Origin of the sequence: Streptomyces sp. CB00316 (genome assembly GCF_001905595.1) — a bacterium.
GTDB lineage: Bacteria > Actinomycetota > Actinomycetes > Streptomycetales > Streptomycetaceae > Streptomyces.
In genome coordinates this window covers 58,418-82,861 of sequence record NZ_LIXI01000010.1, presented here as the reverse complement: position 1 = coordinate 82,861, position 24,444 = coordinate 58,418, and the positions used below count along the sequence as shown (strand labels likewise).

The following is a 24,444-nucleotide window of genomic DNA, read 5'->3' as shown; positions in this document are numbered from 1 at the left end:
CGGAGGTCAGTTCGCCCCGTTGCTCGCCAGCGCGTCCGACAGCTCGCCCGCGACCTGCTGGAGGATCGGCACGATCCGCTCCGTCGCGCTCTCCGTCACCCGGCCCGCCGGGCCCGAGATGGAGATGGCGGCCGAGGTGGGGGAGTTCGGCACGGAGACCGCCAGGCAGCGGACCCCGATCTCCTGCTCGTTGTCGTCCACCGCGTACCCCGCCCGGCGCACCTGCTCCAGCGCGTCGAGGAAGCCCTCGGGCGTGGTGATCGTCTTCTCGGTCGCGGCCGGCATACCGGTGCGGGCGAGCAGCGCGCGGACCTCGTCGGCCGGGGTGTCGGCGAGGAGCGCCTTGCCGACCCCGGTGGAGTGCGGGAGGACCCGGCGGCCCACCTCGGTGAACATCCGCATCGAGTGCTTGGACGGCACCTGGGCGACGTACACGATCTCGTCGCCGTCCAGCAGCGCCATGTTCGCCGTCTCGCCGGTCTCCTCCACCAGCCGCTGGAGGTAGGGACGGGCCCAGGTGCCGAGCAGCCGGGAGGCGGACTCGCCCAGGCGGATCAGGCGGGGGCCCAGCGCGTAGCGGCGGTTGGGCTGCTGGCGTACGTAACCGCAGACGACGAGCGTGCGCATCAGTCGGTGGATGGTCGGCAGGGGCAGGCCGCTGCTCGCGGACAGCTCGCTCAGCCCGACCTCGCCCCCGGCGTCGGCCATCCGCTCCAGCAGGTCGAAGGCGCGCTCGAGCGACTGCACCCCACCGCTGGCACCGGAGGGCTTGGAGTCGGCTGTGCTGGCGTGGGACGGCGGCACGTCAACGGTCCTTTCGAAGCGGAAGGCAAGGCAGCAGCCTACCGGGCGCTTCCCGATCGGCCCACAGCTGTCCGGTCGGCGTCCGTGCCGGTCAGGGGCTGTTTTGTCCGGGTGCCGAGAGTGTGGGGGCGGCCGGCGCGGCAGCTCGGTGCCGCCTCTCCTGGCCCATACTACGTTCCGCACTCCGAAATATGACTTTTACTTTGTGGAAACCTCCAGTCGGGCGACGGGGGGTGGCCCCTCGGGCCCTCTCGGAGGAAAGTGGGTCTTGACGAGGGTGATTCCCGAGTAGAAGACTCCCTCAGGAGTTTCAACAGTTCGTTGAATTCCTGGAGTGAAGGAGGCACGGGTGTCCGGTCCGGACGTGAACCTGGTACTGCGCTCGACGCGCGTCGTCACCCCCGAGGGCACCCGCCCGGCGACGGTCGCCGTCGCGGGCGGCACCATCGACGCGGTCCTGCCGTACGACACCGAGATGCCGGCGGGCGCCCGCCTGGAGGACTTCGGCGACGACGTCCTGCTCCCCGGCCTTGTCGACACCCACGTCCATGTGAACGACCCCGGCCGCACCGAGTGGGAGGGCTTCTGGACCGCCACCCGCGCCGCGGCGGCCGGCGGCATCACCACGCTCCTGGACATGCCGCTCAACTCCCTCCCGCCGACCACCACCGTCGAGAACCTGCGGATCAAGCAGCAGGTCGCGGCCCCCAAGGCGCACGTCGACACGGGCTTCTGGGGCGGTGCGCTCCCCTCCAACGTGAAGGACCTGCGCCCGCTGTACGAGGCCGGGGTCTTCGGCTTCAAGTGCTTCCTCTCGCCCTCCGGGGTGGAGGAGTTCCCCGAGCTGGACCAGGAGCAGCTGGCCCGCTCCCTGGCGGAGATCGCCGGATTCGGCGGGCTGCTCATCGTCCACGCCGAGGACCCGCACCACCTCGCCGAGGCCCCCCAGCGCCCCGGCCCCGCCTACGCCGACTTCCTTGCCTCCCGCCCCCGCGACGCCGAGAACACCGCGATCGAGGGGCTCATCGCCCACGCCAGGCGGCTGAACGCCCGGGTCCACGTGCTGCACCTCTCCTCCAGCGACGCCCTGCCGCTGATCGCCGACGCCAAGCGTGAGGGCGTCCGGGTCACCGTCGAGTCCTGTCCGCACTTCCTCACCCTCACCGCCGAGGAAGTCCCTGACGGGGCCACCGAGTTCAAGTGCTGCCCGCCGATCCGCGAGGCCGCCAACCAGGACGCCCTGTGGGCCGGGCTCGCCGACGGCACGATCGACGCGATCGTCTCCGACCACTCGCCCTGCACCACCGACCTCAAGACCCCGGACTTCGCCTCCGCCTGGGGCGGCATCTCCTCCCTCCAGCTCGGCCTGCCCGCCATCTGGACCGAGGCCCGCAGGCGCGGCCACTGTCTGGACGACGTCGCCCGCTGGATGTCCGCCGGCCCGGCCGAGCTGGCCGGACTGAGCCGCAAGGGCGCCATCGAGGCCGGACGCGACGCCGACTTCGCGGTCCTCGACCCCGAGGCGACCTTCACCGTCGACCCCGCCGAGCTCTTCCACCGCAACCAGGTCACCGCCTACGCCGGGAAGACCCTGCACGGCGTGGTCCGCTCCAGCTGGCTGCGCGGCGTCCGCATCGCCGCCGACGGCGTCCTCGCCGAGCCCACCGGCCGCCTCCTCGAACGCGACCACTGACCGCGTCCCTGGGCCGCCCGCCCTCGTACGAGACCACCGACCGTCCCCGAAAGGACCCCTCACCATGACGGACGCCGCGATACCGAGCTTCACCGGCGACGCCGCCCCGTACGCGGGCGGCGACCCGTACGCCGACCACCGCACCGCCGCCTTCCCCTTCACCCACCTCGTCGACCTGGCCGACCGGCGCCTCGGGGCCGGGGTCATCGCCGCCAACGACGAGTTCTTCGCCGAGCGCGAGAACCTGCTGAAGCCCGGCCCCGCCGTCTTCGACCCGGAGCACTTCGGCCACAAGGGCAAGATCATGGACGGCTGGGAGACCCGCCGCCGCCGCGGGGTGAGCGCCGCCGAACCGCACCCCACCCCCGACGACCACGACTGGGCCCTCGTCCGCCTCGGCGCCCCCGGTGTCATCCGGGGCATCGTCCTGGACACCGCCCACTTCCGGGGCAACTACCCCCAGGCCGTCTCCGTCGAGGCCGTCTCGCTCCCCGGCTCCCCGTCGCCCGAGGACCTCCTCGCCGCCGACGTGAAGTGGACGACCCTCGTCCCGCGCACCCCGGTCGGCGGCCACGCGGCCAACGGCTTCGCCGTCGACGCCGAGCAGCGCTTCACCCACCTGCGGATCAACCAGCATCCGGACGGCGGGATCGCCCGGCTGCGCGTGTACGGAGAGGTCGCCCCGGACCCCGCCTGGCTCACCGCGCTGGGGACGTTCGACCTCGCGGCGCTGGAGAACGGCGGCCAGGTCGAGGACGCCTCCGACCGCTTCTACTCCCCGGCCACCAACACCATCCAGCCGGGCCGCTCGCGCAAGATGGACGACGGCTGGGAGACCCGCCGCCGGCGCGACCGCGGCAACGACTGGATCCGCTACCGCCTCGCCGCGCGGTCCGACATCCGGGCCGTCGGGATCGACACCGCCTACCTCAAGGGCAACTCGGCGGGCTGGGCGAGCCTTTCGGTACGGGACGGCGAGGACGGCGACTGGTCGGAGGTCCTGCCCCGGACCCGGCTCCAGCCCGACACCGACCACCGCTTCGTGCTGGACGGTTCGGTGCGCGCCACCCACGTGCGGATCGACATCTTCCCGGACGGCGGGATCTCCCGGCTCCGGCTGTACGGATCCCTTACGGACGAGGGCGCGACGGCACTGGCGGCCCGTCACCGGGAGCTGGGCGGCTGACCTCAGGCCGGCGTGCCAACGTGATCGCAGAGGGACCGCGGCGGCGCACCGGCCTGTCCACCGCGCCTCAGAACTCCTCGTGCGTGTCCGGGTCGCCGCCGAAGCGCCGCTGCCGCCCCGACGCGATCGTGGTCAGCTCCTGCGCCGTCAGTTCGAACCCGAACAGGTCCAGGTTCTCCCGCTGCCGCCCCCGATCCGCCGACTTCGGGATCGGTACCGCACCGACCTGCGTGTGCCACCGCAGCACCACCTGCCCCGGGGTCACCCCGTGATCCTCGGCGATCGCCACCGTGGAGGGGTCCTCCAGCACCTCACGGCCCCGGGCCAGCGGGCTCCAGGCCTCCGTGACGACGCCCTTCGCCGCGTGCACCGCCCGCAACTCCTCCTGGGGGAGCAGCGGGTGCATCTCGATCTGGTTCACCGACGGCAGCACGCCCGTCTCCCGCTCCAGCCGCTCCAGATGGGCGGCGGTGAAGTTGGAGACACCGATGGAGCGGACGAGTCCGTCCTCGCGGAGCCTGATCATCGCCTTCCAGGTCTCCACGTACTTGTCGACGTGGGGGAGCGGCCAGTGGATCAGATACAGGTCCACGTACTCGACGCCCAGCCGGGCCCGCGACTCCTCGAACGAGGCCAGCGTCTGCTCGTACCCCTGGTGCCTCCCCGGCACTTTGGTGGTCAGGCGGATCTCCTCGCGCGGGACGCCGCTGCGGGCGATGCCCCGGCCGGTGCCGGCCTCGTTGCCGTAGTTCAAGGCCGTGTCGATGAGCCGGTATCCGAGTTCCAGGGCTCCCGCGACGGCCTCCTCCGCCTCCGCGTCGTCCAGCGGATAGGTGCCGAGGCCCACCGCCGGGAGGGTGGTGGAGTCGTTGAGCGTATGAACGGGTACGTCGCCCATGGTCCGTCCTGACCTTTCCGTAGCCCTTGTCGCGTCACGTCACGTCATGTCACGTCCTGCCCCGCCCCGGCCAGCGTAGGCGGGCGGCGGGGGCGGGGCAGCTCGGAGTGATCGCGGAAGGGGAGGCGGGATCGCGGTTACGGGAGGCCGGGGACGGCTCAGGCCGCGTGACCGCCGTCCACCACGACCTCCGTACCGGTGATGAAGCCCGCGTCCGCGCTCGCGAGGTACGCCACCAGCGACGCCACCTCGTCCGCCGTACCGAACCGGCCCAGTGCCGTCGCCGCCCGCTGGCCCTCGGCGAACGGCCCGCCGACCGGGTTGAGGTCGGTGTCCACCGGGCCGGGCTGGACCAGGTTCACCGTGATCCCGCGCGGCCCGAGCTCCCGGGCGAGCGGTTTGGTCAGCCCGATGAGGGAGGACTTGCTCATCCCGTACAGCGTCGATCCGGTCCCGCCCACGTACCGGCTCAGCGCGGTGCCGACCGAGATGATGCGCCCACCGTCGGCCAGCCGGTCCGCCGCCGCCCGGCAGGCGAGGAAGACCGCCCGCACGTTCACCGCCAGGACACGGTCGACCTCGGCGTCGGGCAGTTCCGCTATCGGGCCGAGGACGCCGATGCCCGCGTTGTTGACCAGGACGTCGAGCCGGCCGAGCGCGTCCGCCGCGCGGTGCACCCCCTCGGCGGCGGCCCCGACGTCCGCCGCGTCACAGCGCAGGGCGACCGCGCGCCGGCCCGTCCCCTCGATCTTCGCCACGACCGCGCGGGCCGCCTCCTCGTCCCGTACGTAGGTGACGGCGACGTCCGCCCCCGCCTCTGCGAGCCGCAGGGCGATGGCCGCGCCGATGCCGCGGCTGCCCCCGGTGACCAGGGCGGCCCGGGATGCGGAGGTGGTGATGGTGGTGCTGGACATGGTGGGGTTCCTTGCCTTCGGGGAGCGCCGCCGATCCGGCGACAGGAACCAGCAAACTCGCCCGGAGGCCCGGACACCGGCGGGAATCGGACGGGGTGTGGCCACGGCCCGCCCCGGCCGCCGTCGTCCTGTCGGGGCTTCCGCGGCTCGGAGCAACGGAATCGTCCGGCGCGCGGGCAGACCGTGCGCCGGGAAGTGCAAGCCCGTGCGCTGTCGGCGGGCGATGCTGCTGCTCGCCCGTCGTGGCGTCACCCACTCCCTCGGCTGCCACTCCGTCGATGACGGCCCCGAGGCGGCGTCACAGGGTGGCGCGGGCGTGCGGCGCCATGATGTCCGTCGCCGAGGACATGGGCCGAGCACGCTGAAGCAGTCAGCGAGGGTGCTCGCGTCTGCCTCTCCCGGACTCCTGGACGACGCCTCGGAGTGGGCCCAGCCGCCTCAGGTACGTCCGTTCCCCTATGGTCGCCGATCGCCCCTACGGCTTGATGTTCTGGTTCACGTGGAACAGGTTGCCGGGGTCGTAAGCCCTTTTGACCTCTACGAGGCGTTCGTAGTTGCCCTGGTAGTTGGCCTTGATACGGCCCTGGTCGTCCTCGGCCATGAAGTTGATGTACCCGCCTTCCTCCGAGTGTGGAGCCGTGGCCTGGTAGTAGTCGCGCACCCAGGCGGTGTTGGCCTCGCTGTCGGCAGGGTCCGGCCACATTCCGGCGATGACGGTGGCGAACGTGGCATTCCGGTAGGCGAAGGCCGTGTCCTCCGGTGCCACGCGGTGGCAGGCGCCGTTGATCGGATAGATGTGCACCGTCGAATTCATGGCGGGCAGCCGAGGCCCGTGATCGAGGTGTGCTGTGATCGCCGCATCACTGAGCTCTGTCACGAAGTTGGCCTTCCAGTAGTGCTGCAGGCCAGGCGGCACGAGCGCGTCGAACGCGCTGTTGAGTGCGGGATACGGCATGGGGCCGACGTGCTCGGCAACCACCGGTGCGAAATCACGGAACCGCTGGACGGCGCGCTCTCCCTCATGCATGGGTCCGGCCCAGCACGCGACGATGAGGATGAAGGTGTCGCCGTGCCGGTCCTCCGGGATGAACGGCAGTGGCGGGGCGATCTGGAAGGCAGGGAAGCAGCCGAGTTCCTCCGGGGCGTCGGCTATGAGTTCGCGGAACGAACGCAGAACCGTGCCGGCATCTTGCAACTCGTACAGGATGGGCCCGCCGTAGACGTCCTCGACCGGACTGAGCCGGAACTCGAACGATGTCACCGCGCCGAAGTTGCCGCCGCCGCCACGGATGGCCCAGAACAGGTCGTCGTGTTCGTGCTCGCTCGCGACGAGCAGCCTGCCGTCCGCAGTCACCACATCGGCCGAGATCAGGTTGTCGCAGCTCAGGCCCAGGCTGCGGGCGAGGTATCCGATGCCGCCACCCAGAGTGAGCCCTCCGACGCCGGTGGTGGAGACGATTCCTCCCGTGGTCGCCAGACCGAACGCGTGCGTCGCCGCGTCGAAGTCGCCCCAGGTCGCTCCGCCGTCCACCCGCGCGGTCCGTCGCTCGGGATCGACGCGGACGCCTCGCATGCCGGACAGATCGGCCACCACGCCGTCGTCGCAGGTCCCGAAGCCGGGCACACTGTGGCCACCACCACGCACCGCGAGGTCCAGCTCATTGCCACGTGCGAAGTCGACCGCAGCCATGACATCGCCCGCGTTGGCACACTGCACGACGGCAGCCGGGCGCCGGTCGATCATGCCGTTGTACACCTTGCGCGCCTCGTCGTAGCCATCGCTGTCGGGTGTGACTACCGGCCCCCGTGCACGCTCCCGCAACTGGTTGATCGATGAGGTGTTCACCAACCTCACTCCTTGCGCGTCATTTGGCACGAGTTCCGGAATCACTCAGCCCTCGACTTCCGGAGTTACTCAGCCCTCGACCACGGTCGCCCGTCGCTCCCCCGGCCGCTCTGCGACCCGGCTCCGCCCGGTCCAAGTCTCTTTCACGCTACGCCGATGAGCCGGATGCTCAACTCGACAGCCTCGGGAACGTCCACGCGGCCGGGGAACCGGTGCCAGGGCGTGTCCGCGCCCTTGATGACGTAGGCGACGAAGGAGACGACCAGACCGGCGGGGGCGAGGGCGGCTCCGCGGGCCGGGCAGGTCGCCGCCCTGCCGCTGTCAGCCGGTCTTGAGCATGGTGCGCATCTGGGCGATCTCGGCGGTCTGGGAGGTGATGATGTCGTCGGCCAGGGCCTTGGCGGGGTTGTAGGCGCCTTGCTGCTTCTCCGTCTCGGCCATGCCGATCGCGCCCTCGTGGTGCTCGATCATCAGGGTCAGGAACATGGTGTCGAAGGCGTTGCCCTCGGCATTGCCTAGCCGGCTCATGTCCTGGTCGTTCATCATCCCGGGCATGCCGGAATCGTCATCGCCGTGGCCCATGCCGTCCATGCCGTGGCCGGTGGGGACCTTCTCGCCCCACGCCTTGAGCCAGCCGGACATGGTCTCGATCTCCGAGGCCTGGGCCTTCTTGATCTTCTTCGCGAGTGTCTTGACGTCGGTGGAGGCGGCGTGGGTGGCGACCATGTCCGACATCAGGACGGCCTGACGGTGGTGGGGGATCATCCCCTGCGCGAAGGTGACGTCCGCCTGGTTGTGCCGGTCGGCCTCTGTCGACGCCGGGGCGGTCGCGGGAGTGGTTCCGGCCGTGTTCGCACTGTTGTCGCTGCCGCACGCGGCCAGGACCAGGCCGACGGCGGCCGCAGTGGCCGCCAGGGCCGCGCGGCGCGGCAGGGATCGGTTCGTGTTCATTTCGTCGGGCTCCAGTGATCGGATGCGGGAAGGAAGGGCTGGGCCGTCCGTGGTCGGCGCCCTCGGCGCGTGCATAGGAGGAGCCCTCATATCCGCAGGATCTGGAGTTCGGTGAGCATGGGTGGTGCCCGCCCTCCGGCGGGCTCGTAGTCCAGCGCGAGCGGCAGCGCGGCCGGGGTGTCGGCGATGCCGGGGGATCCGGGCAGCGCCGTGGATGCGCACCTCTGGTCCGCGTGGCCGCCGTGGCGGGTCGGGCCCGGGGCGTCGTCGGGGCACAGGCACTGCGGGCCGGCCTGCGCCGCCGCCACGTGGTGGGACATGTGCTCGGTGGCGCCCGACGACGGCAGCGCGGCGGCAGTGCCCAGAGCATGCAGGCCGACCAGCCCGAGGGTGAGTCCGGGAACCAGCAGCAGCCTGAGCCACAGCACCGGCTGGGGCCGCGGCGGCGTGCGGGGCTCGCCGACGGTCACATCTTCCCACCGTAGGCCGCACTGGCGCCCGGCGGAGCGCGGCCTGGGCCCGGTCACCTGCCACTGCCATCACCTCCGTCCACCGGAGCCGTAGGGGCAGGGCGCGGCAGGGGGAGGCGTTTGAGGGCGAGGGCGTTGACGGCGACGATGATGCTGGATCCTGACATGGACAGTGCCGCGATCTCGGGGCGCAGGATCAGGCCGGTGGCGGGTTCGAAGACACCTGCGGCGATGGGCAGGGCGATGGCGTTGTAGCCGATCGCCCAGCCGAGGTTCTGGCGCATCTTGCGCACGGTGCCCCTGCCGATGCGCAGGGCGGTGGGGACGTCGAGGGGGTCGGAGCGCATCAGGACGAGGTCGGCCGTCTCGATGGCGACGTCGGTGCCGGCGCCGATGGCGATGCCCAGGTCGGCCTGGGCGAGGGCGGGTGCGTCATTGACGCCGTCACCAACCATGGCAACCTGGCGGCCGCCGCGCTGAAGCCCGGCGATGATGGCGGCCTTGTCGCCGGGCAGGACCTCGGCGATGACGGTGTCGATGCCCAGACGCTGCGCGATCCGCTCGGCGGTGGCCTGGTTGTCGCCGGTGAGCATGACGACCTCGACGCCCAGGGCGTGCAGTTCGCGTACGGCAGCCTCGGAGGTCTCCCGCGGCGCGTCGGCGATGCCGATGAGGGCGGCGGCCTGGCCGTCGACAGCGGCGATGACGACGGTGCGGCCGGTGGCTGCGAACTCGTCCCGCCGGGCGGCCAGAGGACCGAGGTCCACGCCTTCGCGTTCGGCCAGCCGGCTGTTGCCCACGGCGACCCGGTGGCCGTCCACCACGGCGGTCGCCCCGTGGCCGGGAACGTTCTCGAAGTGCCGGGCCTGCGCCGGCCCGGCACCGCGCGACTCGGCGTGGCGTACGACCGCCTCGGCCAGCGGGTGCTCGGACTCCCGCTCGACGGCCGCGATCAGCCGCAGGATCTCGTCCTCGTCTCGGCCGGGCGCGGTGGTCACCTCGGTGACCTCGGGTTCGCCCTTGGTGAGGGTGCCGGTCTTGTCCATCACCACGGTCTGGATCCCGGCGGACGTCTCCAGGGCCATCGCGTTCTTGAACAGGACTCCCCGCTTGGCCCCCAGGCCGGTGCCGACCATGATCGCGGTGGGAGTGGCCAGGCCCAGCGCGTCCGGGCAGGTGATGACGACCACCGTGATCGCGAAGAGCATCGCGCTGCTGAAGGGGCGGTCGGTGGCCAGCAGCCAGACGGCGAGGGTGAGCGCGCCGCCGATGAGGGCGACGAAGACCAGCCAGAATGCGGCTCGGTCGGCGAGCCGTTGGCCCGGTGCCTTCGAGTTCTGTGCCTCCTGGACCAGCTTGACGATCTGAGCCAGTGCCGTGTCCGCGCCCACCCTGGTCGCTTGTACCCGCAGGGTGCCGTTGGCGTTGAGGGTCGCACCGACCACGGCGTCGCCCGGCGCCTTGTGCACCGGCAGGCTCTCCCCCGTCACGGTTGACTCGTCGACCTCGCTCTCGCCCTCCTCCACGACCCCGTCCGCGGCGATCTTCGTTCCGGGGCGGACGAGCAGCAGGTCACCGACGGCCACCTCGGTGGTGGCGACCTCGACCGGTTCGCCGTCCCGCAGGACGACGGCCTTGGGCGGGGCGAGGTCCAGCAGAGCGCGGATCGCGTCGTTGGCACCGCCGCGGGCGCGCATCTCGAACCAGTGGCCGAGCAACACGAAGGACGCCAGCACCGTGGCGGCCTCGTAGAAGACGTCCCCGCCGCCGGTGAGCGTGACGACGAGGGAGTACAGCCAGCCCGCGCCGACGGCGACCGCCACCAGCACCATCATGTCCAGCGTCCGGGCGCGCAGGGCCCGTACTGCGCCGACGAAGAAGATCGAGCACGAGTAGAAGATCACCGGCAGGCTCAGCAGGAGCGCCCACACGTCCTGACGGAGCCCGAACGGCACGGGCACGTGCCAGCCGAAGACCTCCTCGCCGATGGGGGACCAGATCACGATAGGAATGGAGAAGATCACCGCGACGAGGAAGCGGTTGCGCATGTCGGCGGCCATCGCCGCCATCGACATCCCCGCATGACCGCCATGACCGTGATGGCCGTCATCGTCCACCGTCGCCTCGTGGGGCGAGTGCATGACCTCTGGCTCGTGCCCCACGGGCGCGGGCCGCACGGCTTCGGGCGCACGTGCGGGGCCGGGCGGGTCAGGCTCGTCCATCGGGTCGCAGACGTGTGACGGCACCGACTGGCCGGCGCAGTGGTAGCCGCACTCGGTCACCCAGCCGCGCAGCTCGGCCAGGGAGGTCCGCGTCGGGTCGAAGACGACGGTGGCCGACTGCGCCACGGGGTTGACCTCGACGTCCAGGACACCCGGCCGGCGGCCCAGAACGGCGGCGACGGTGTTCTGCTGACTGGCACGCACCATGCCCCGCACGTCCAGCACCGCCGTGCTCCGATCCGTACGCGGATCGCTCGGTCCCAGTCCTGGCGGGTGCCTCATGCGCGTTCAGCTCCTAGGCGCGTACGTGCTCATCCATGTAAACGGTTCGTCTGGCAGCAGCCTGCGGCGGTCGTAGCCGCGCCGCAACGGCTGATACGGCTCGCGGGCGCATAATGGCGCATAACGGCGTGAAAGAGGAATAGGGCGACGTTCTCGTGACAGCGGCGTCAGTCGGGAGGTGCCCGCCTTCCCGCCCCCTGCCAGGTGGTCACTTCCGTCGGGGCCTGGGATGGTCGTGGTGCCTGCGGTCCATGTCCGGTATTTCCTGCATGCTGCGGTCGTCGCTTTTGTCGCGCGTGTCTCACATCATGAAGAACATCATCAGCGGGCACATGGCAACGATCCCGACCCAGGCCAGGGCCGCCAGCGGGATTCCCCGTGTGAGGGCTCCGACCCGAGAGCCGGACCACCCGTGAGCCCGAGTTCCGCCTGGTCCCGCGCGCCTCGCTGTATCCGCCCCCAAGCCGCAAACAACCCCGGGAGAGATCCGGGCGACTTCACGTCGGCACCGACCAGCTGTGCCGTGTCCTGTCAGCCGGGCTGCGCCCGGTCGAGGGCGAGCGCGTCGCCCAGTACCTGATCCACATCGCCGACAAAGCCCCTGGGCTGACGCTCCTGGAGCGGACGGTCAACGGCCGGCCCGGCCTGGTCGCCCAGCACGCCGGCGTCACCGTCACCGTGGCGGCGTTCAGCCTCACCGGCGGCCGCATCACTCGCATCCGGGCGGTCCGTGCCCCGGAGAAGCTCAGGGCACCGGCAGCGAAGCACCCTCCGTCGCCGCCGCCCGCAGCCGTCCCAGGATCGCGCGCGCCGCCTTGGCGTACCCGAGGCTGTTGTTCTGCAGCACCGACTCCGCGTTGGCCAGCTCCAGGAACGCGATCACCTCGAAGGCCAGCTGCCGTACGTCGGTGTCCCCGGCCAGTTCGCCCGCGGCCCGCGCCTCCTCGATGGTCTCCTCGACGAAGATGACCCAGCCGGTCTGTGCGGCGGCCAGGGCGTCGTGCACCTTGCCGCCGCGCGCGTCGAACTCGGCGGTGGCCGCGTAGAAGAAGCAGCCGCCCCGGAAGACCCGCTCCCGGGAGTACGCGATCCACGCCTCGCACATCCGCCAGACCCGGCCGATCCCCGGCGGGACCGAGCGGGTCGGACGCAGCACATGGTCGACGTAGACCGCGACCGCGGCGCGCACCGTGGCGAGCTGCAACGCCTCCTTCGACCCGAAGAGGGCGAACACACCGCTCTTGCTGAGCTTCAGCTCGGCCGCCAGCCGCCCCAGGGAGAGACCTTCCAGCCCCTCCACCGAGGCGATCTGGACCGCGCGCCCCAGGATCAGCTGCCGCGTCTGGTTGCCCCGCTCGATCCGCCCGTCCAGCCGTACTGCCGCCATGTGACCACTCCGTACCTCAGAGTTATCGAGGCGTCAGTCTAGAGACGGCCGGAGGCTCCCCCGGACCCCCCGCCGCCCGCTCCGCCTCCCCGTTCACCGGCGCGTCCGGCTCTGACCACGGGTGATACCGGCGGATGATCCGGGCGGGATCCGCTCCGTGAGACAGGTGTTCCTTTCCGCCACGCCCGGCGAGTAGCGTGATCGTTTCCGCGTGTGAGCCGGTGAGGTCTCCACCATCTGTCCCCCTGTGGAGAACCAGGAGCACCAGGTGTCCGCTGCCGTCGCGCCCGCACCCGCCCTCGCACCACCCCGCAGAGCCTGGCTCACCGACCTCCCGGTCCTGGCGGTCGCGGTCGTCTGGGGCGCCAGCTATCTCGCCGCCAAGGGCATCACCACCACCCACACCGTCATCGCCGTCCTCGTCCTGCGCTTCGCGATTCGTGCTGCCCGTCCTGGTGGCCACCGGGTGGCGCAAGCTGCGGGCGCTGACCGGCGCGCAGTGGCGGGGGGCCGGGCTGCTGGGCCTGGTGCTGAGCGGGATCTTCCTGCTGGAGACGTACGGGGTCGTCCACACCTCGGCCACCAACGCCGGGCTGATCATCAGCCTCACCATGGTCTTCACGCCGCTCGCCGAAGCCGCCGTGACCCGGGTCCGGCCCCCGGCCTCCTTCGTCGCGGCGGCCGGGCTCTCCGTCGCCGGGGTGATCCTCCTGACCCAGGGTGGCGGGTTCACCAGCCCTTCGGCCGGAGACCTGCTGATGCTGCTCGCCGCCCTCGCCCGTACGGTTCACGTCCTGGCCATGGCCCGCATGAAGGCGGTCCGGTCGGCCGACTCGCTCTCCCTGACCACGGTCCAGCTCGGCAGCGCGGTCGCCGTCTTCGCCGTCCTCGCCGCGCTCCCGGGGACGGGAGCCTCGCCGTGGAGCGTGGCGGCGGACTTCGGTCCCCGGGAGTGGGCGGGGCTGGTCTTCCTCTCCGTGTTCTGCACGCTGTTCGCGTTCTTCGTGCAGATGTGGTCGGTACGCCGCACATCGCCGTCCCGGGTCAGCCTGCTGCTCGGTACGGAACCGCTGTGGGCCGCCGCCGTCGGCATCAGCCTCGGTGGCGAGCGGCTCGGCGCCTTGGGGGTGGCCGGGGCCGTCCTCGTCCTGGCAGGCACCGCGTGGGGGCGCCGCAGCGCGGAAGGAGCGGACCGAGGAGCGGGCCCTACTTCTTCGTGACCGCGTCCGGCGCGATCATGACCGCGAAGCCCGTCACGATCAGCACGATGCTGACGAACAGCGCGCGGTCACCGAAGAAGTCGATGTGCTGGGCCAGCGTCCACAGCCGCAACCACCCCGTCCACTCGTAGACCAGCCCTCCCACGCCCTGCAGCAAGATGATGAACCCGACCGCCTCTATGAACTTCTTCATGCGCCGAGCTTCGTGGCACACCCGTTCGCGCCGCGTCGGCCACAGGGCCCGACCGCCGCGCCGAAAGTAGCGGGTCCCGCGACTTTGGTCGCTCCCTCGCCGCACCGGGCCCGTCCCGGGTGCCCGGCTGCGTAGCTTCGTCGATATGACGCGCAACGAGTACCCCTGGCCGCTCCCCTCGGAGATGGCCGGAGCCGAGCTGCCCGGCGACCCGGCCCGGACGCGGCGGACCGTACGCGACTGGGTCGTCGACATCACGGCTTTCCTCATCGCGGCGGGCATCGCCCTCATCGCCCTCGCCGCGATCGAGACCGAAGGGTCCACCCCGGACGCCGTGCTCGTCGTCGACTCGGTGGTCGGCGCCGCCGCCTGCTGCGCCCTCTGGTTCCGGCGGCGCTGGCCCGTCGGGCTCGCCGCCGCCCTGACCGTCCTGTCCGTCGTGGAGCCCGTCGCGGGCGGCGCCCTGATGGTCGCCCTGTTCAGCCTGGCCGTCCACCGTCCCTTCAAGCCGGTGGCGATCGTCGGCGCGGGCGCACTGATCGTGGCGCCCCTCCAGCCCTGGCTGCGTCCCGACCCGGAGACAGGCTTCGTCACCTCGGTCGTCTTCGGGGTCCTGCTGATCCTGCTGGTGCTCAGCTGGGGCATGGTCGTACGTTCCCGGCGCCGGCTCGTCCTCACGCTCCGCGAACGGGCCCGCCGCGCCGAGGCCGAGGCGGAACTCCGCGCCGAGCAGGCCCAGCGGCTGGCCCGGGAGGCCATCGCCCGCGAGATGCACGACGTCCTCGCCCACCGGCTCACCCTGCTCAGCGTCCACGCCGGGGCCCTCGAATTCCGGCCCGACGCCCCCACCGCCGAGATCGCCCGGGCCGCCGGAGTCATCCGGGACAGCGCCCACGAGGCGCTCCAGGACCTACGGGAGATCATCGGCGTGCTGCGCGGCCCCGGGGACACCGGCGAGGGCGAGCGGCCGCAGCCCACCCTCGCCACCCTGGACGGGCTGATCGACGAGTCCCGCCGGGCGGGCATGAAGGTCACCGTCGACCAGCGCGTCGACACCCCGGCGGACGCCCCCGCCGCCACCGGCCGCACGGTGTACCGCATCGCCCAGGAGTGCCTGACCAACGCGCGTAAACACGCACCCGGTACGGAGGTCACCGTCACCGTGACCGGCGGCCCCGGGGACGGGCTCACCATCGAGGTGGCCAACCCGGCCCCCACCGAACCCTTCGAGCGGGTGCCCGGCTCAGGCCAGGGCCTCATCGGCCTCACCGAGCGCGCCACGCTCGCCGGGGGCCGGCTGGAGCACGGCCCCACGCCGGACGGCGGTTTCCTGGTCCGCGCCCGGCTCCCGTGGCCCGCCGCGTGAGGCGGGGGGTGGCGGCCGCCCGGGACCGACTGGCTACGGTGGCTGTCATGAACACCCCGGCGTCCCCGCACTCTTCGGCGTCCTCCGCGTCCGCGTCCTCCCCTGTCCGGCTGCTCATCGTCGACGACGACCCGCTCGTGCGCGCCGGACTCACGCTGATGCTCGGCGGGGCCGACGACGTCGACATCGTGGGGGAGGGCGCGGACGGCAGCGAGGTCGCCGCCCTGGTCGAACGGCTGCGCCCCGACGTCGTCCTGATGGACATCCGGATGCCCGGCATGGACGGGCTCACCGCGACCGAGGAACTGCGCCGCCGCCCCGACGCGCCCGAGGTCGTCGTCCTCACCACCTTCCACGCCGACGAACAGGTCCTGCGGGCCATCCGTGCCGGAGCCGCGGGATTCGTCCTGAAAGACACCCCGCCCGCCCGGATCGTGGACTCCGTCCGCCGGGTCGCCGCCGGGGACCCGGTGCTCTCGCCCGCAGTCACCCGGCAGCTCATGGCCCGGGCCGTCGGCGGTGCGCAGGATGACCGCACCAGCCGGACCGAGCGGGCCCGCAGGCGGTTCGCGGAGCTGGCGGAGCGGGAGAAGGAGGTGGCGGTGGCCGTCGGACGCGGACACTCCAACGCGGAGATCGCGGGCGAGCTCTACCTCAGCGTCGCCACCGTCAAGACCCAGGTCTCGCGGATTCTCGCCAAACTCGACCTGAACAACCGCGTCCAGATCGCCCTGTTGGTCCACGATGCCGGGCTGCTCGACACGGACGACGAGGAGAGCGACGGCCTACGCTGACCGGACCGGTCCGGACGGGACCGGCTTGCGCCGCGTGGCCGGGCCGACCTACGCCGACCGGATCGGGCCGGCCCTACGCTGAGTGGTCCGGACCGGAAGAGAAGGCTGACCACGATGGCTGTGCTCGATCTGCGGGATCTGCCGGATTTTACGGCGAATCCCTACCCCTACTATGCGAAACTGCGCGCCGAGGGCCCGGTGCACACGGTGCGCACCCAGCACATCGAGCGCCTCCACCTGATCGTCGGCTACGAGGAGGCCCGCTCGGTCCTCGCCGACCAGCGGTTCGGCAAGGACTGGCGGACCACCGAGCGTTGGACCGCCCAATCGAACGCGATCAGCTCCAACATGCTGGAGCTGGACGCCCCGCACCACACCCGGCTGCGCAAGCTGGTCGTCCGTGAGTTCACCGCCCGCCGGATCGAGGCGCTGCGGCCCCGCGTCACCGAGATCACCACGGAGCTCCTCGACGCCATGGTCCCGGCCGGCTCCGCCGACCTGGTCGACACGCTGGCCTTCCCGCTCCCGATGACCGTCATCTGCGAGCTGCTCGGCGTCCCCGACATCGACCGGGACGCCTTCCGGACGCTCTCCAACGGCGTCGTCTCCCCGACCCCGGCCCAGCGAGAGGCCGACCTCGTCGGCGCGATGGGTGCCTACCTCGTCCAACTGATCGAGGACAAGCGCAGTTCGCCCGGCGATGACCTGCTGAGCGCGCTGATCCGGAGCCGCGACGAGGGCGGCGACCGGCTCTCCGCCGACGAGCTGGTCGGCATGGCCTTCCTGCTGCTCGTGGCCGGGCACGAGACCACCGTCAACCTGATCGCCAACGGGGTGCGGGCCCTCCTCGACCACCCGCACCAACTGGCCCTGCTGCGCGCCGATCCCGAGCTGCTCGACGGGGCGGTGGAGGAGATGCTGCGGTACGACGGCCCGGTGGAGACCGCCACCTTCCGCTTCACCCAGGAGGACGTCACGGTGGGCTCCACCGTGATCCCGCGCGGCGAGGTGGTGCTCGTCGCCCTCGCCTCGGGCGACCGCGACCCCGAGCGGTTCGAGGACCCGGACACCTTCGACATCCGCCGCGCCCCCCAGGGGCACCTGGCCTTCGGTCACGGGGCGCACTACTGCCTGGGCGCCCCGCTCGCCCGCATGGAGGCACGCATCGCGATCGGGGCCCTTCTGGAGCGCTGCCCGGACCTCGCCCGTGACCCGGCGGGCGGCGAGCCGGACTGGCTGCCCGGCCTGCTGATGCGCGGGGTGCGGCGGCTGCCGGTGCGCTGGTGAGGCCGCTGTACCCGCACAACTCTGCGAGAGGGGAGACGCCTTGACCACCCAAGCGACCCCGGAATCCGAGGAGCTGGTCGATCTCGCCGCACTCGGCCATGAGTTGATCCGCGACCCCTACCCCGTCCACGCCGCGTTACGGGCCAGGGGCCCGGTCCACCGGGTCCGCAATCCCCGAGGGCACCCACGCCTGGCTCGTCGTCGGGTTCGAGGCCGGGCGGACGTTCCTCGCCGACCAGCGGCTCTCCAAGGAGTGGGCCAAGGCCTCGGCTCGCACTGGGCGCCACCAAGGTCTCCCCAGGCACCTCGATGCTCAGCAGCGACACCCCTGACCACACCAGGCTGCGCAAACTCGTCGCCCGGGAGGTCACCCCGCGCCGGGTGGAGCAACTCGCCCCGCGCGTGCGGAAGATGACCGACGAGCTGCTGGACCGGATGCTCGCGGCCCCGGACCGGCGGGGCGTCTCAGCCGCCCGGCCCCGGCCTCACCCGCCCGGGATCTCCTCCATCGCCACCGGGCGGCGTTCGCGGCGCGAGACCTCGCAGGCCTCGGCGATCCGCAGCGCGTGCAGGGCCTCCCGCCCGTCGCACGGGTTGGCCAGCTCGCCCCGGGCGACCCGGAGGAAGGCGTATAGCTCCGCCTCGTACGCCGGGGCGAACCGCTCCAAAAACCCGGGCCACGGCTTCGGCGGTGCGCCCGGGCCCTCCGGCTCGGCCGAGGTCAGCGGCGTACGGTCGTCCAGGCCGACGGCGATCTGGTCCAGCTCGCCGGCCAGCTCCATACGGACGTCGTAACCGGCACCGTTGCATCGGGTCGCCGTGGCGGTGGCGAGCGTGCCGTCGTCCAGGGTGAGCAGGGCTGCGGCCGTGTCCACGTCGCCCGCCGCGCGGAACATCGCGGGACCGGCGTCCGACCCGGTGGCGTACACCTCGCTCACCTCGCGGCCCGTCACCCACCGCAGGATGTCGAAGTCGTGCACCAGGCAGTCCCGGTACAGCCCGCCGGAGAGCGGGAGGTAGTCGGCGGACGGGGGAGCGGGGTCGGAGGTGACCGCCCGTACGGTGTGCAGCCGCCCGAGCCTGCCCTCCCGCACCGCCGCCCTCGCCTCGGCGTACCCGGCGTCGAAGCGGCGCATGAAGCCCAGCTGGAGGACGCTGCCCGCCGCCTCGACCTCCGCGAGGGCGCCGAGCGTGCCGGGCAGGTCCAGGGCGATCGGCTTCTCGCAGAACGCGGGCAGCCCGGACCGGGCGGCGCGGGCGATGAGCGGGGCGTGGGCGGCGGTCGCCGAACAGATCACCAGCGCGTCGGGGAGGCCGTGGCCCTCGCCGGTGAACATCGCGTCCACCGGGACGGCCGAGGCTCCGGTCCGGGTGGCCGCCACGGCGGCGCGCTCCGGATCCGCGTCCGCCACCAGCAGGGAGTCCACGGCGGGGTGACGGCTCAGCACCTCCGCATGGAAAGTGCCGATACGTCCCGTTCCGATGAGTCCGATGCGCATGGCCCCAAGGTGGCCTTCGCCCGGTCATCATGTCAAGCGTTTGTCCTGACAAATGACGCCACCATGGCTTTGTCCGGACAATCGAACTAGGCTCGCCGCGTGACCGTACAAGGAGCCGAACAGCCGCTGCCGCTGAGCGTGGACCGCACCAGCCCGGTGCCGCTCTACTTCCAGCTGGCGCAGCAACTGGAGGCCGCCGTCGAACAGGGCCGGCTGACCCCCGGCACCCTGCTCGGCAACGAGATCGAGCTCGCCGCCCGGCTCGGCCTCTCCCGGCCCACCGTCCGCCAGGCCATCCAGTCGCTCGTCGACAAAGGGCTGATGGTCCGCCGCCGGGGTGTCGGCACTCAGGTCGTGCACAGCCAGGTCCGCCGCCCGCTGGAGCTCAGCTCGCTCTACGACGACCTGGAGGCGGCCGGCCAGCGCCCCGCCACCAGGGTTTTGCGTACCACCATGGAACCGGCCACCGCCGAGATCGCCGCCGCCCTCGGTGTCGCCGAGGGCACCGAGGTCCACCTCGTCGAGCGGCTGCGCTACGCCCACGACGAGCCGATGGCCCTCCTGCGCAACCACCTCCCCCCGGACCTGCTCGCCCTCACGGGGCGGGAGCTGGAGTCCACCGGGCTCTACCGGATGATGCGGGCCTCGGGCATCACCCTGCACAGCGCCCGACAGTCCGTCGGCGCCCGCGCCGCCACGGCGGGGGAGGCCCGGGCCCTGGACGAGGAGCCGGGGGCGCCGCTGCTCACCATGGAGCGGACGACGTACGACGACACGGGTCGTGCGGTCGAGTTCGGCTCCCACGTCTACCGCGCGTCGCGCTACGCGTTCGAGTTCCAGCTGTTGGTGCGCGCCTGAGCCGCCTGATCCAGCCCTTCCGGGGTGCCCGATCAAGCCCGTCCGGCGTTCGAGGGCGGAACCCTTGCGCCGGTGAGCCCGCAGGCAGAGGATTCCTGGGGCACGGGCTCCCCCGAGGGCGACCGGCGCCCACATCGACGGGTCCGTCCTCAAGCGCCGGACGGGCTGGAGGTGGCACCCCGCACGGGCTGGAAGGCGCCCCCCGGGCGGGAGCGGGCAGGGCTCGGGGATACTGGGCAGCCGGTCCGGGGCCCCGTACACTCCCCGGCCCGATCAAGCGCACAGCGAGCAGCAGTAGAAGGGCACGGCGTCGTGGCAAGGGTTCGGACAGGGGTACGCGCGCTGGGCGCCGTCCTGGCAGTGGTGCTGGCAGCCGCAGGATGCAGCAGCACCGGCGGCAAGCGGGCTGAAGAGCGCGCGGCTGAGGCCGCCGGGGGCCGGGCCGCGGTGAACACGCCCCGCTGGACCTTCGCCATGGTCACCCACTCGGGCGACGGCGACACCTTCTGGGACATCGTCCAGAAGGGCGCCGAGCAGGCCGCAGTCAAGGACAACATCAACTTCCTCTACTCGCACAACGACGAGGCCAACCAGCAGGCCCAGCTCGTCCAGACCGCGATCGACAAGAAGGTCGACGGGCTGATCGTCTCGCTGGCCAAGCCCGACGCCATGAAGGCCGTGATCGGCAAGGCCGTCAAGGCGGGCATCCCGGTCATCACGGTGAACTCCGGCTCCGCCGAGTCCAAGGAGTTCGGCGCCCTGGCCCACATCGGCCAGGACGAGTCGATCGCCGGTGAGGCCGTCGGCGACGAGCTCGACAAGCGGGACCGCAAGAAGGTCCTCTGCGTCCTGCACGAGCAGGGCAACGTGGGCCACGAGCAGCGCTGCGCCGGGGCGAAGAAGACCTTCGACGGCACGCTGCAGAACCTGTACGTCGACGGCACGAACATGCCCGACGTCACCGCGTCCATCGAGGCCAAGCTCCAGTCCGACAAGAGCATCGACGCGGTCGTCACCCTCGGCGCGCCCTTCGCCGACGCCGCCGTGCAGGCCAAGCAGACGGCGGGCAGCAAGGCCGAGATCGACACCTTCGACCTCAACGCCAAGGTCGCCACCGGCCTCCAGACCGACAAGCTCGGCTTCGCCGTCGACCAGCAGCCCTACCTCCAGGGGTACGAGGCCGTGGACCTGCTCTGGCTCCACCGCTACAACCGCAACGTCCTCGGCGGCGGCCTGCCCGTCCTGACCGGCCCGCAGATCATCACCAAGGACGACGCGGACGCCCTGGCCGACTACACCAAGCGGGGCACCCGATGAGCGGCTCCACCGCCGCCCCGCAGAAGCCGGCGGAGGTGGACGAGCGCCTCGTACGCACCTCGCCGCTGCGCAAGCTGCTCAGCCGCCCCGAGCTCGGCTCGGTCGTCGGCGCGGCGGCCGTCTTCCTCTTCTTCGCGATCGTCGCCGACAGCTTCCTCCAGGCCTCCAGTTTCGGCACCGTGCTGTACGCGGCCTCCGTCCTCGGCATCATGGCCGCCCCGGTCGCGCTGCTGATGATCGGCGGCGAGTTCGACCTCTCCGCCGGTGTCCTGGTGACCAGCTCCGCGCTGATCTCCTCGATGTTCAGCTACCGGATGACGGCCAACGTCTGGGTCGGCGTCTTCGTGTCGCTGCTGGTCACGCTCGCCATCGGCGCGTTCAACGGGTTCGTGCTGACCCGCACCAAACTGCCGAGCTTCATCATCACGCTCGGTACGTTCCTGATGCTCACCGGCCTGAACCTCGGCTTCACCAAGCTGATCAGCGGCACGGTCTCCACCAAGGCCATCGGCGACATGGAGGGCTTCGAGTCCGCCCGGGCCCTGTTCGCCTCGACGCTGACCCTCGGCGGCGTCGAGTACAAGGTGACGATCCTGTGGTGGGTGGCGCTCGTCGCGCTCGCCACCTGGATCCTGCTCCGTACCCGCTTCGGCAACTGGATCTTCGCCGTCGGCGGCGAGGCGGATGCCGCCCGCGCGGTCGGCGTCCCCGTCATCCGTACGAAGATCGGGCTCTACCTCGGTGTCGCCTTCGCCGCCTGGATCTCCGGCCAGCACCTGCTCTTCAGCTACGACGTCGTCCAGTCCGGCGAAGGCGTCGGCAACGAGCTGACGTACATCATCGCGGCCGTCATCGGCGGCTGCCTGATCACCGGCGGTTACGGCTCCGCGATCGGCTCGGCGGTCGGTGCCTTCATCTTCGGCATGACCAGCAAGGGCATCGTGTACGCCGAGTGGAACCCGGACTGGTTCAAATTCTTCCTGGGAGCGATGCTGCTCCTGGCCACCCTGCTCAACGCGTGGGTGCGCAAGCGCGCGGAGGCGACGTCATGACGGCCACTTCTGACACTACCGAGAAGACCGCCGGCCCCCTCGTCGAGCTGGACGACGTATCGAAGTTCTACGGCAACATCAAAGCCCTGGAACACGTCTCGCTGGAGGTCCACGCGGGCGAGATCACCTGCGTCCTCGGCGACAACGGCGCCGGAAAGTCCACCCTCATCAAGATCATCGCGGGGCTGCACCGGCACGACGCCGGCCGGTTCCTGATCGAGGGGGAGGAGACGATGCTCGCCAACCCTCGCGACGCGCTGGACCGGGGCATCGCCACCGTCTACCAGGACCTCGCCGTCGTCCCCCTGATGCCGGTCTGGCGGAACTTCTTCCTCGGCTCCGAACCCACCATTGGCTTCGGCCCCTTCAAGCGCCTCGACGTCCGGAAGATGCGCGGGACGACCCGTACGGAGCTCCTCCGCATGGGCATCGACCTGCGCGACGTCGACCAGCCCATCGGCACCCTCTCCGGCGGTGAGCGCCAGTGCGTGGCGATCGCCCGCGCCGTCTACTTCGGCGCCAAGGTCCTCGTCCTCGACGAGCCGACCGCCGCCCTCGGTGTCAAGCAGTCCGGGGTGGTGCTCAAGTACGTGGCGGCCGCGCGCGACGCCGGCCTCGGCGTGGTCCTCATCACCCACAACCCGCACCACGCCCACCTCGTCGGCGACCGGTTCGTCCTCCTCAAGCGCGGGGCGATGTCCGGCAGCCACACCAAGGACGACGTCACGCTGGACGAACTGACACGTCAGATGGCGGGCGGCAGCGAGCTGGAGGAGCTCAGCCACGAGCTGGAACGCACCCCTACCCCCACCCTCCCGGGCGGTCCCGCCGCGACCGACGACACCCCCTGACCGACGACCCGCCCCGGCGCGGCCCACCCCCACCCAGCGGTCGCAGGGGCCCGGCAGTGGCAGAATCGGGCGCGGCGGGCGCCGTCCGCCGCCGGGCGCGAGAGGCGACCGGCCCCCCAGACCCCGCAGGGACGATGAGCACGTACCGCGACTTCGCAGACCGCGGCTCCGCCCGCGCCACCGTCCTCAAGACCGTCGGCACCAAGGAACGCCGCTCGCACCTCACCGCCCCCCGCGTCCCCACGGTCGGGATCGACATCGGCGGTACGAAGGTGATGGCGGGCGTCGTCGACGCCGACGGCACCATCCTGGAACAGCTGCGCACCGAGACCCCCGACAAGTCCAAGAGCCCCAAGGTCGTCGAGGACACCATCGTCGAACTGGTCCTGGACCTCTCCGACCGGCACGACGTCCACGCGGTGGGCATCGGCGCGGCGGGCTGGGTGGACGCCGACCGCTCCAAGGTCCTGTTCGCCCCGCACCTCGCCTGGCGCGACGAACCTCTGCGTGACGCCATCGCCTCCCGCCTCGTCGTCCCCGTCATGGTCGACAACGACGCCAACACCGCCGCCTGGGCGGAGTGGCGCTTCGGAGCGGGCCGCGGCGAGGACCACCTCGTCATGATCACGCTCGGTACGGGGATCGGTGGCGCGATCCTGGAGGACGGCCAGGTCAAGCGCGGCAAGTACGGCGTCGCCGGCGAGTTCGGCCACATGCAGGTCGTGCCCTCGGGCCACCGCTGCCCCTGCGGCAACCGGGGCTGCTGGGAGCAGTACAGCTCGGGCAACGCCCTGGTCCGCGAGGCCAGGGAGCTGGCCGCCGCCGAATCCCCGGTCGCCCACTATCTGCTGGACCGGGTGAAGGGCAACGTCTCCGACATCACCGGCCCCCTCATCACCGAACTGGCCCGCGAGGGCGATGCCATGTGCATCGAGCTCCTCCAGGACATCGGCCAGTGGCTCGGCGTCGGCATCGCCAACCTGGCCGCCGCGCTCGATCCGTCCTGCTTCGTCATCGGAGGCGGCGTCAGCGCCGCCGACGACCTCCTGATCGGCCCCGCCCGGGACGCCTTCAAGCGCCACCTCACCGGCCGCGGCTACCGCCCCGAGGCCCGCATCGCCAAGGCGCAGCTGGGCCCCGAGGCGGGTATGGTCGGCGCCGCGGACCTCGCCAGGCTGGTGGCCCGCCGTTTCCGCCGGGCCAACCGGCGCCGCGTCGAGCGGTACGAGCGGTACGCGCAGATCTACGACCAGGCGGCGAGCACCATCCGCAACACCCGTTCGACCCGCACGGTCGACTGAACCGCGACGGCCCGCCCGGCGTCTCAGCTCCGTACGCGCTTTCGGACCCGTAC

At 71.6% G+C, this 24,444-nt stretch carries 20 protein-coding genes and 3 pseudogenes; 13 read left to right on the top strand and 10 right to left on the bottom strand.

The features are described from left to right. Positions 1-6 precede the first annotated feature (6 nt). A complete protein-coding gene (locus AMK21_RS25780) occupies positions 7-804 on the bottom strand; it encodes an IclR family transcriptional regulator (RefSeq protein WP_030562551.1) in 798 nt (265 codons plus the stop codon). A 349-nt stretch (positions 805-1,153) separates the two neighbouring features. Between AMK21_RS25780 and allB the strand changes: the two genes are divergently transcribed. Both allB and alc read left to right on the top strand, forming a co-directional pair. After that, entirely contained in the window at positions 1,154-2,497 is a 1,344-nt protein-coding gene (allB, locus tag AMK21_RS25775; RefSeq protein WP_079181256.1) for an allantoinase AllB, read from the top strand. A gap of 64 nt (positions 2,498-2,561) precedes the next feature. Next, positions 2,562-3,683, top strand: coding sequence for an allantoicase (alc, locus tag AMK21_RS25770; protein ID WP_073881568.1), 1,122 nt, complete (start codon positions 2,562-2,564; stop codon positions 3,681-3,683). A 67-nt stretch (positions 3,684-3,750) separates the two neighbouring features. Here alc and AMK21_RS25765 read toward each other — a convergent pair whose 3' ends face one another. The 6 genes from AMK21_RS25765 to AMK21_RS25740 form a co-directional block, all read right to left on the bottom strand. Beyond that, on the bottom strand, positions 3,751-4,581 hold the full coding sequence (locus AMK21_RS25765) for an aldo/keto reductase (protein ID WP_073881567.1): 831 nt from the start codon (positions 4,579-4,581) through the stop codon (positions 3,751-3,753). 158 nt (positions 4,582-4,739) lie between these two features. Next, positions 4,740-5,495 (bottom strand): SDR family NAD(P)-dependent oxidoreductase, encoded by a 756-nt coding sequence (locus AMK21_RS25760; RefSeq protein ID WP_073881566.1) that lies wholly within the window; start codon positions 5,493-5,495, stop codon positions 4,740-4,742. A 475-nt stretch (positions 5,496-5,970) separates the two neighbouring features. Then, positions 5,971-7,350 carry an FAD-binding oxidoreductase gene (locus tag AMK21_RS25755; RefSeq protein WP_079181255.1) on the bottom strand — a complete coding sequence of 460 codons (1,380 nt, stop codon included), beginning with the start codon at positions 7,348-7,350 and terminating at the stop codon, positions 5,971-5,973. 312 nt (positions 7,351-7,662) lie between these two features. Next, entirely contained in the window at positions 7,663-8,292 is a 630-nt protein-coding gene (locus tag AMK21_RS25750; RefSeq protein WP_073881564.1) for a DUF305 domain-containing protein, read from the bottom strand. An 86-nt stretch (positions 8,293-8,378) separates the two neighbouring features. Then, entirely contained in the window at positions 8,379-8,762 is a 384-nt protein-coding gene (locus AMK21_RS25745; RefSeq protein ID WP_234422050.1) for a DUF6153 family protein, read from the bottom strand. Between the two features lie 53 nt (positions 8,763-8,815). After that, the gene (locus AMK21_RS25740; RefSeq protein ID WP_073881563.1) at positions 8,816-11,266 is read right to left on the bottom strand and encodes a heavy metal translocating P-type ATPase; all 2,451 of its coding nucleotides are present in this window, start codon (positions 11,264-11,266) and stop codon (positions 8,816-8,818) included. Between the two features lie 534 nt (positions 11,267-11,800). Between AMK21_RS25740 and AMK21_RS36300 the strand changes: the two are divergent. Further along, positions 11,801-12,016 (top strand): annotated as a pseudogene (locus AMK21_RS36300) (RNA polymerase subunit sigma-24); the annotation flags it as partial. Here the strand turns inward: AMK21_RS36300 and AMK21_RS25730 are convergent. After that, positions 12,012-12,653 carry a TetR/AcrR family transcriptional regulator gene (locus AMK21_RS25730; RefSeq protein WP_073881562.1) on the bottom strand — a complete coding sequence of 214 codons (642 nt, stop codon included), beginning with the start codon at positions 12,651-12,653 and terminating at the stop codon, positions 12,012-12,014. The pseudogene AMK21_RS36300 and the gene AMK21_RS25730 sit on opposite strands and share 5 nt — an antisense overlap. 268 nt (positions 12,654-12,921) lie before the next feature. Here AMK21_RS25730 and AMK21_RS25725 point away from each other — a divergent pair. After that, positions 12,922-13,873: pseudogene (locus tag AMK21_RS25725) on the top strand (DMT family transporter). Here AMK21_RS25725 and AMK21_RS25720 read toward each other — a convergent pair. Then, the gene (locus tag AMK21_RS25720; protein ID WP_073881561.1) at positions 13,860-14,066 is read right to left on the bottom strand and encodes a hypothetical protein; all 207 of its coding nucleotides are present in this window, start codon (positions 14,064-14,066) and stop codon (positions 13,860-13,862) included. The pseudogene AMK21_RS25725 and the gene AMK21_RS25720 sit on opposite strands and share 14 nt — an antisense overlap. A gap of 145 nt (positions 14,067-14,211) precedes the next feature. Here AMK21_RS25720 and AMK21_RS25715 point away from each other — a divergent pair, with 145 nt between their 5' ends. The 4 genes and pseudogenes from AMK21_RS25715 to AMK21_RS36295 all read left to right on the top strand — a co-directional run. Then, a complete protein-coding gene (locus AMK21_RS25715) occupies positions 14,212-15,432 on the top strand; it encodes a sensor histidine kinase (protein ID WP_073881559.1) in 1,221 nt (406 codons plus the stop codon). A 47-nt stretch (positions 15,433-15,479) separates the two neighbouring features. Then, on the top strand, positions 15,480-16,226 hold the full coding sequence (locus AMK21_RS25710; RefSeq protein WP_073881558.1) for a response regulator: 747 nt from the start codon (positions 15,480-15,482) through the stop codon (positions 16,224-16,226). A gap of 114 nt (positions 16,227-16,340) precedes the next feature. Continuing rightward, positions 16,341-17,513, top strand: coding sequence for a cytochrome P450 family protein (locus AMK21_RS25705; protein ID WP_073881557.1), 1,173 nt, complete (start codon positions 16,341-16,343; stop codon positions 17,511-17,513). A gap of 40 nt (positions 17,514-17,553) precedes the next feature. Next, positions 17,554-17,969 (top strand): annotated as a pseudogene (locus AMK21_RS36295) (cytochrome P450); the annotation flags it as partial. 29 nt (positions 17,970-17,998) lie between these two features. Here AMK21_RS36295 and AMK21_RS25695 read toward each other — a convergent pair. Then, a complete protein-coding gene (locus AMK21_RS25695; protein WP_073881555.1) occupies positions 17,999-19,012 on the bottom strand; it encodes a Gfo/Idh/MocA family oxidoreductase in 1,014 nt (337 codons plus the stop codon). 99 nt (positions 19,013-19,111) lie between these two features. Between AMK21_RS25695 and AMK21_RS25690 the strand changes: the two genes are divergently transcribed. From AMK21_RS25690 to AMK21_RS25670, 5 genes are all read left to right on the top strand, one after another. Next, complete coding sequence (locus AMK21_RS25690) at positions 19,112-19,870, top strand: GntR family transcriptional regulator (RefSeq protein ID WP_073881554.1); 759 nt, start codon at positions 19,112-19,114, stop codon at positions 19,868-19,870. Between the two features lie 342 nt (positions 19,871-20,212). After that, entirely contained in the window at positions 20,213-21,187 is a 975-nt protein-coding gene (locus tag AMK21_RS25685; RefSeq protein WP_073881775.1) for a sugar ABC transporter substrate-binding protein, read from the top strand. Next, positions 21,184-22,239: an ABC transporter permease gene (locus AMK21_RS25680; protein WP_073881553.1), complete on the top strand. Its 1,056-nt coding sequence runs from the start codon at positions 21,184-21,186 to the stop codon at positions 22,237-22,239. The genes AMK21_RS25685 and AMK21_RS25680 overlap by 4 nt, the downstream gene beginning before the upstream one ends. Continuing rightward, a complete protein-coding gene (locus AMK21_RS25675; RefSeq protein ID WP_073881552.1) occupies positions 22,236-23,090 on the top strand; it encodes an ATP-binding cassette domain-containing protein in 855 nt (284 codons plus the stop codon). Before AMK21_RS25680 ends, AMK21_RS25675 begins: the two co-directional genes overlap by 4 nt. Before the next feature lie 134 nt (positions 23,091-23,224). Continuing rightward, positions 23,225-24,391 carry an ROK family glucokinase gene (locus AMK21_RS25670; protein WP_073881551.1) on the top strand — a complete coding sequence of 389 codons (1,167 nt, stop codon included), beginning with the start codon at positions 23,225-23,227 and terminating at the stop codon, positions 24,389-24,391. Positions 24,392-24,444 lie beyond the last annotated feature (53 nt).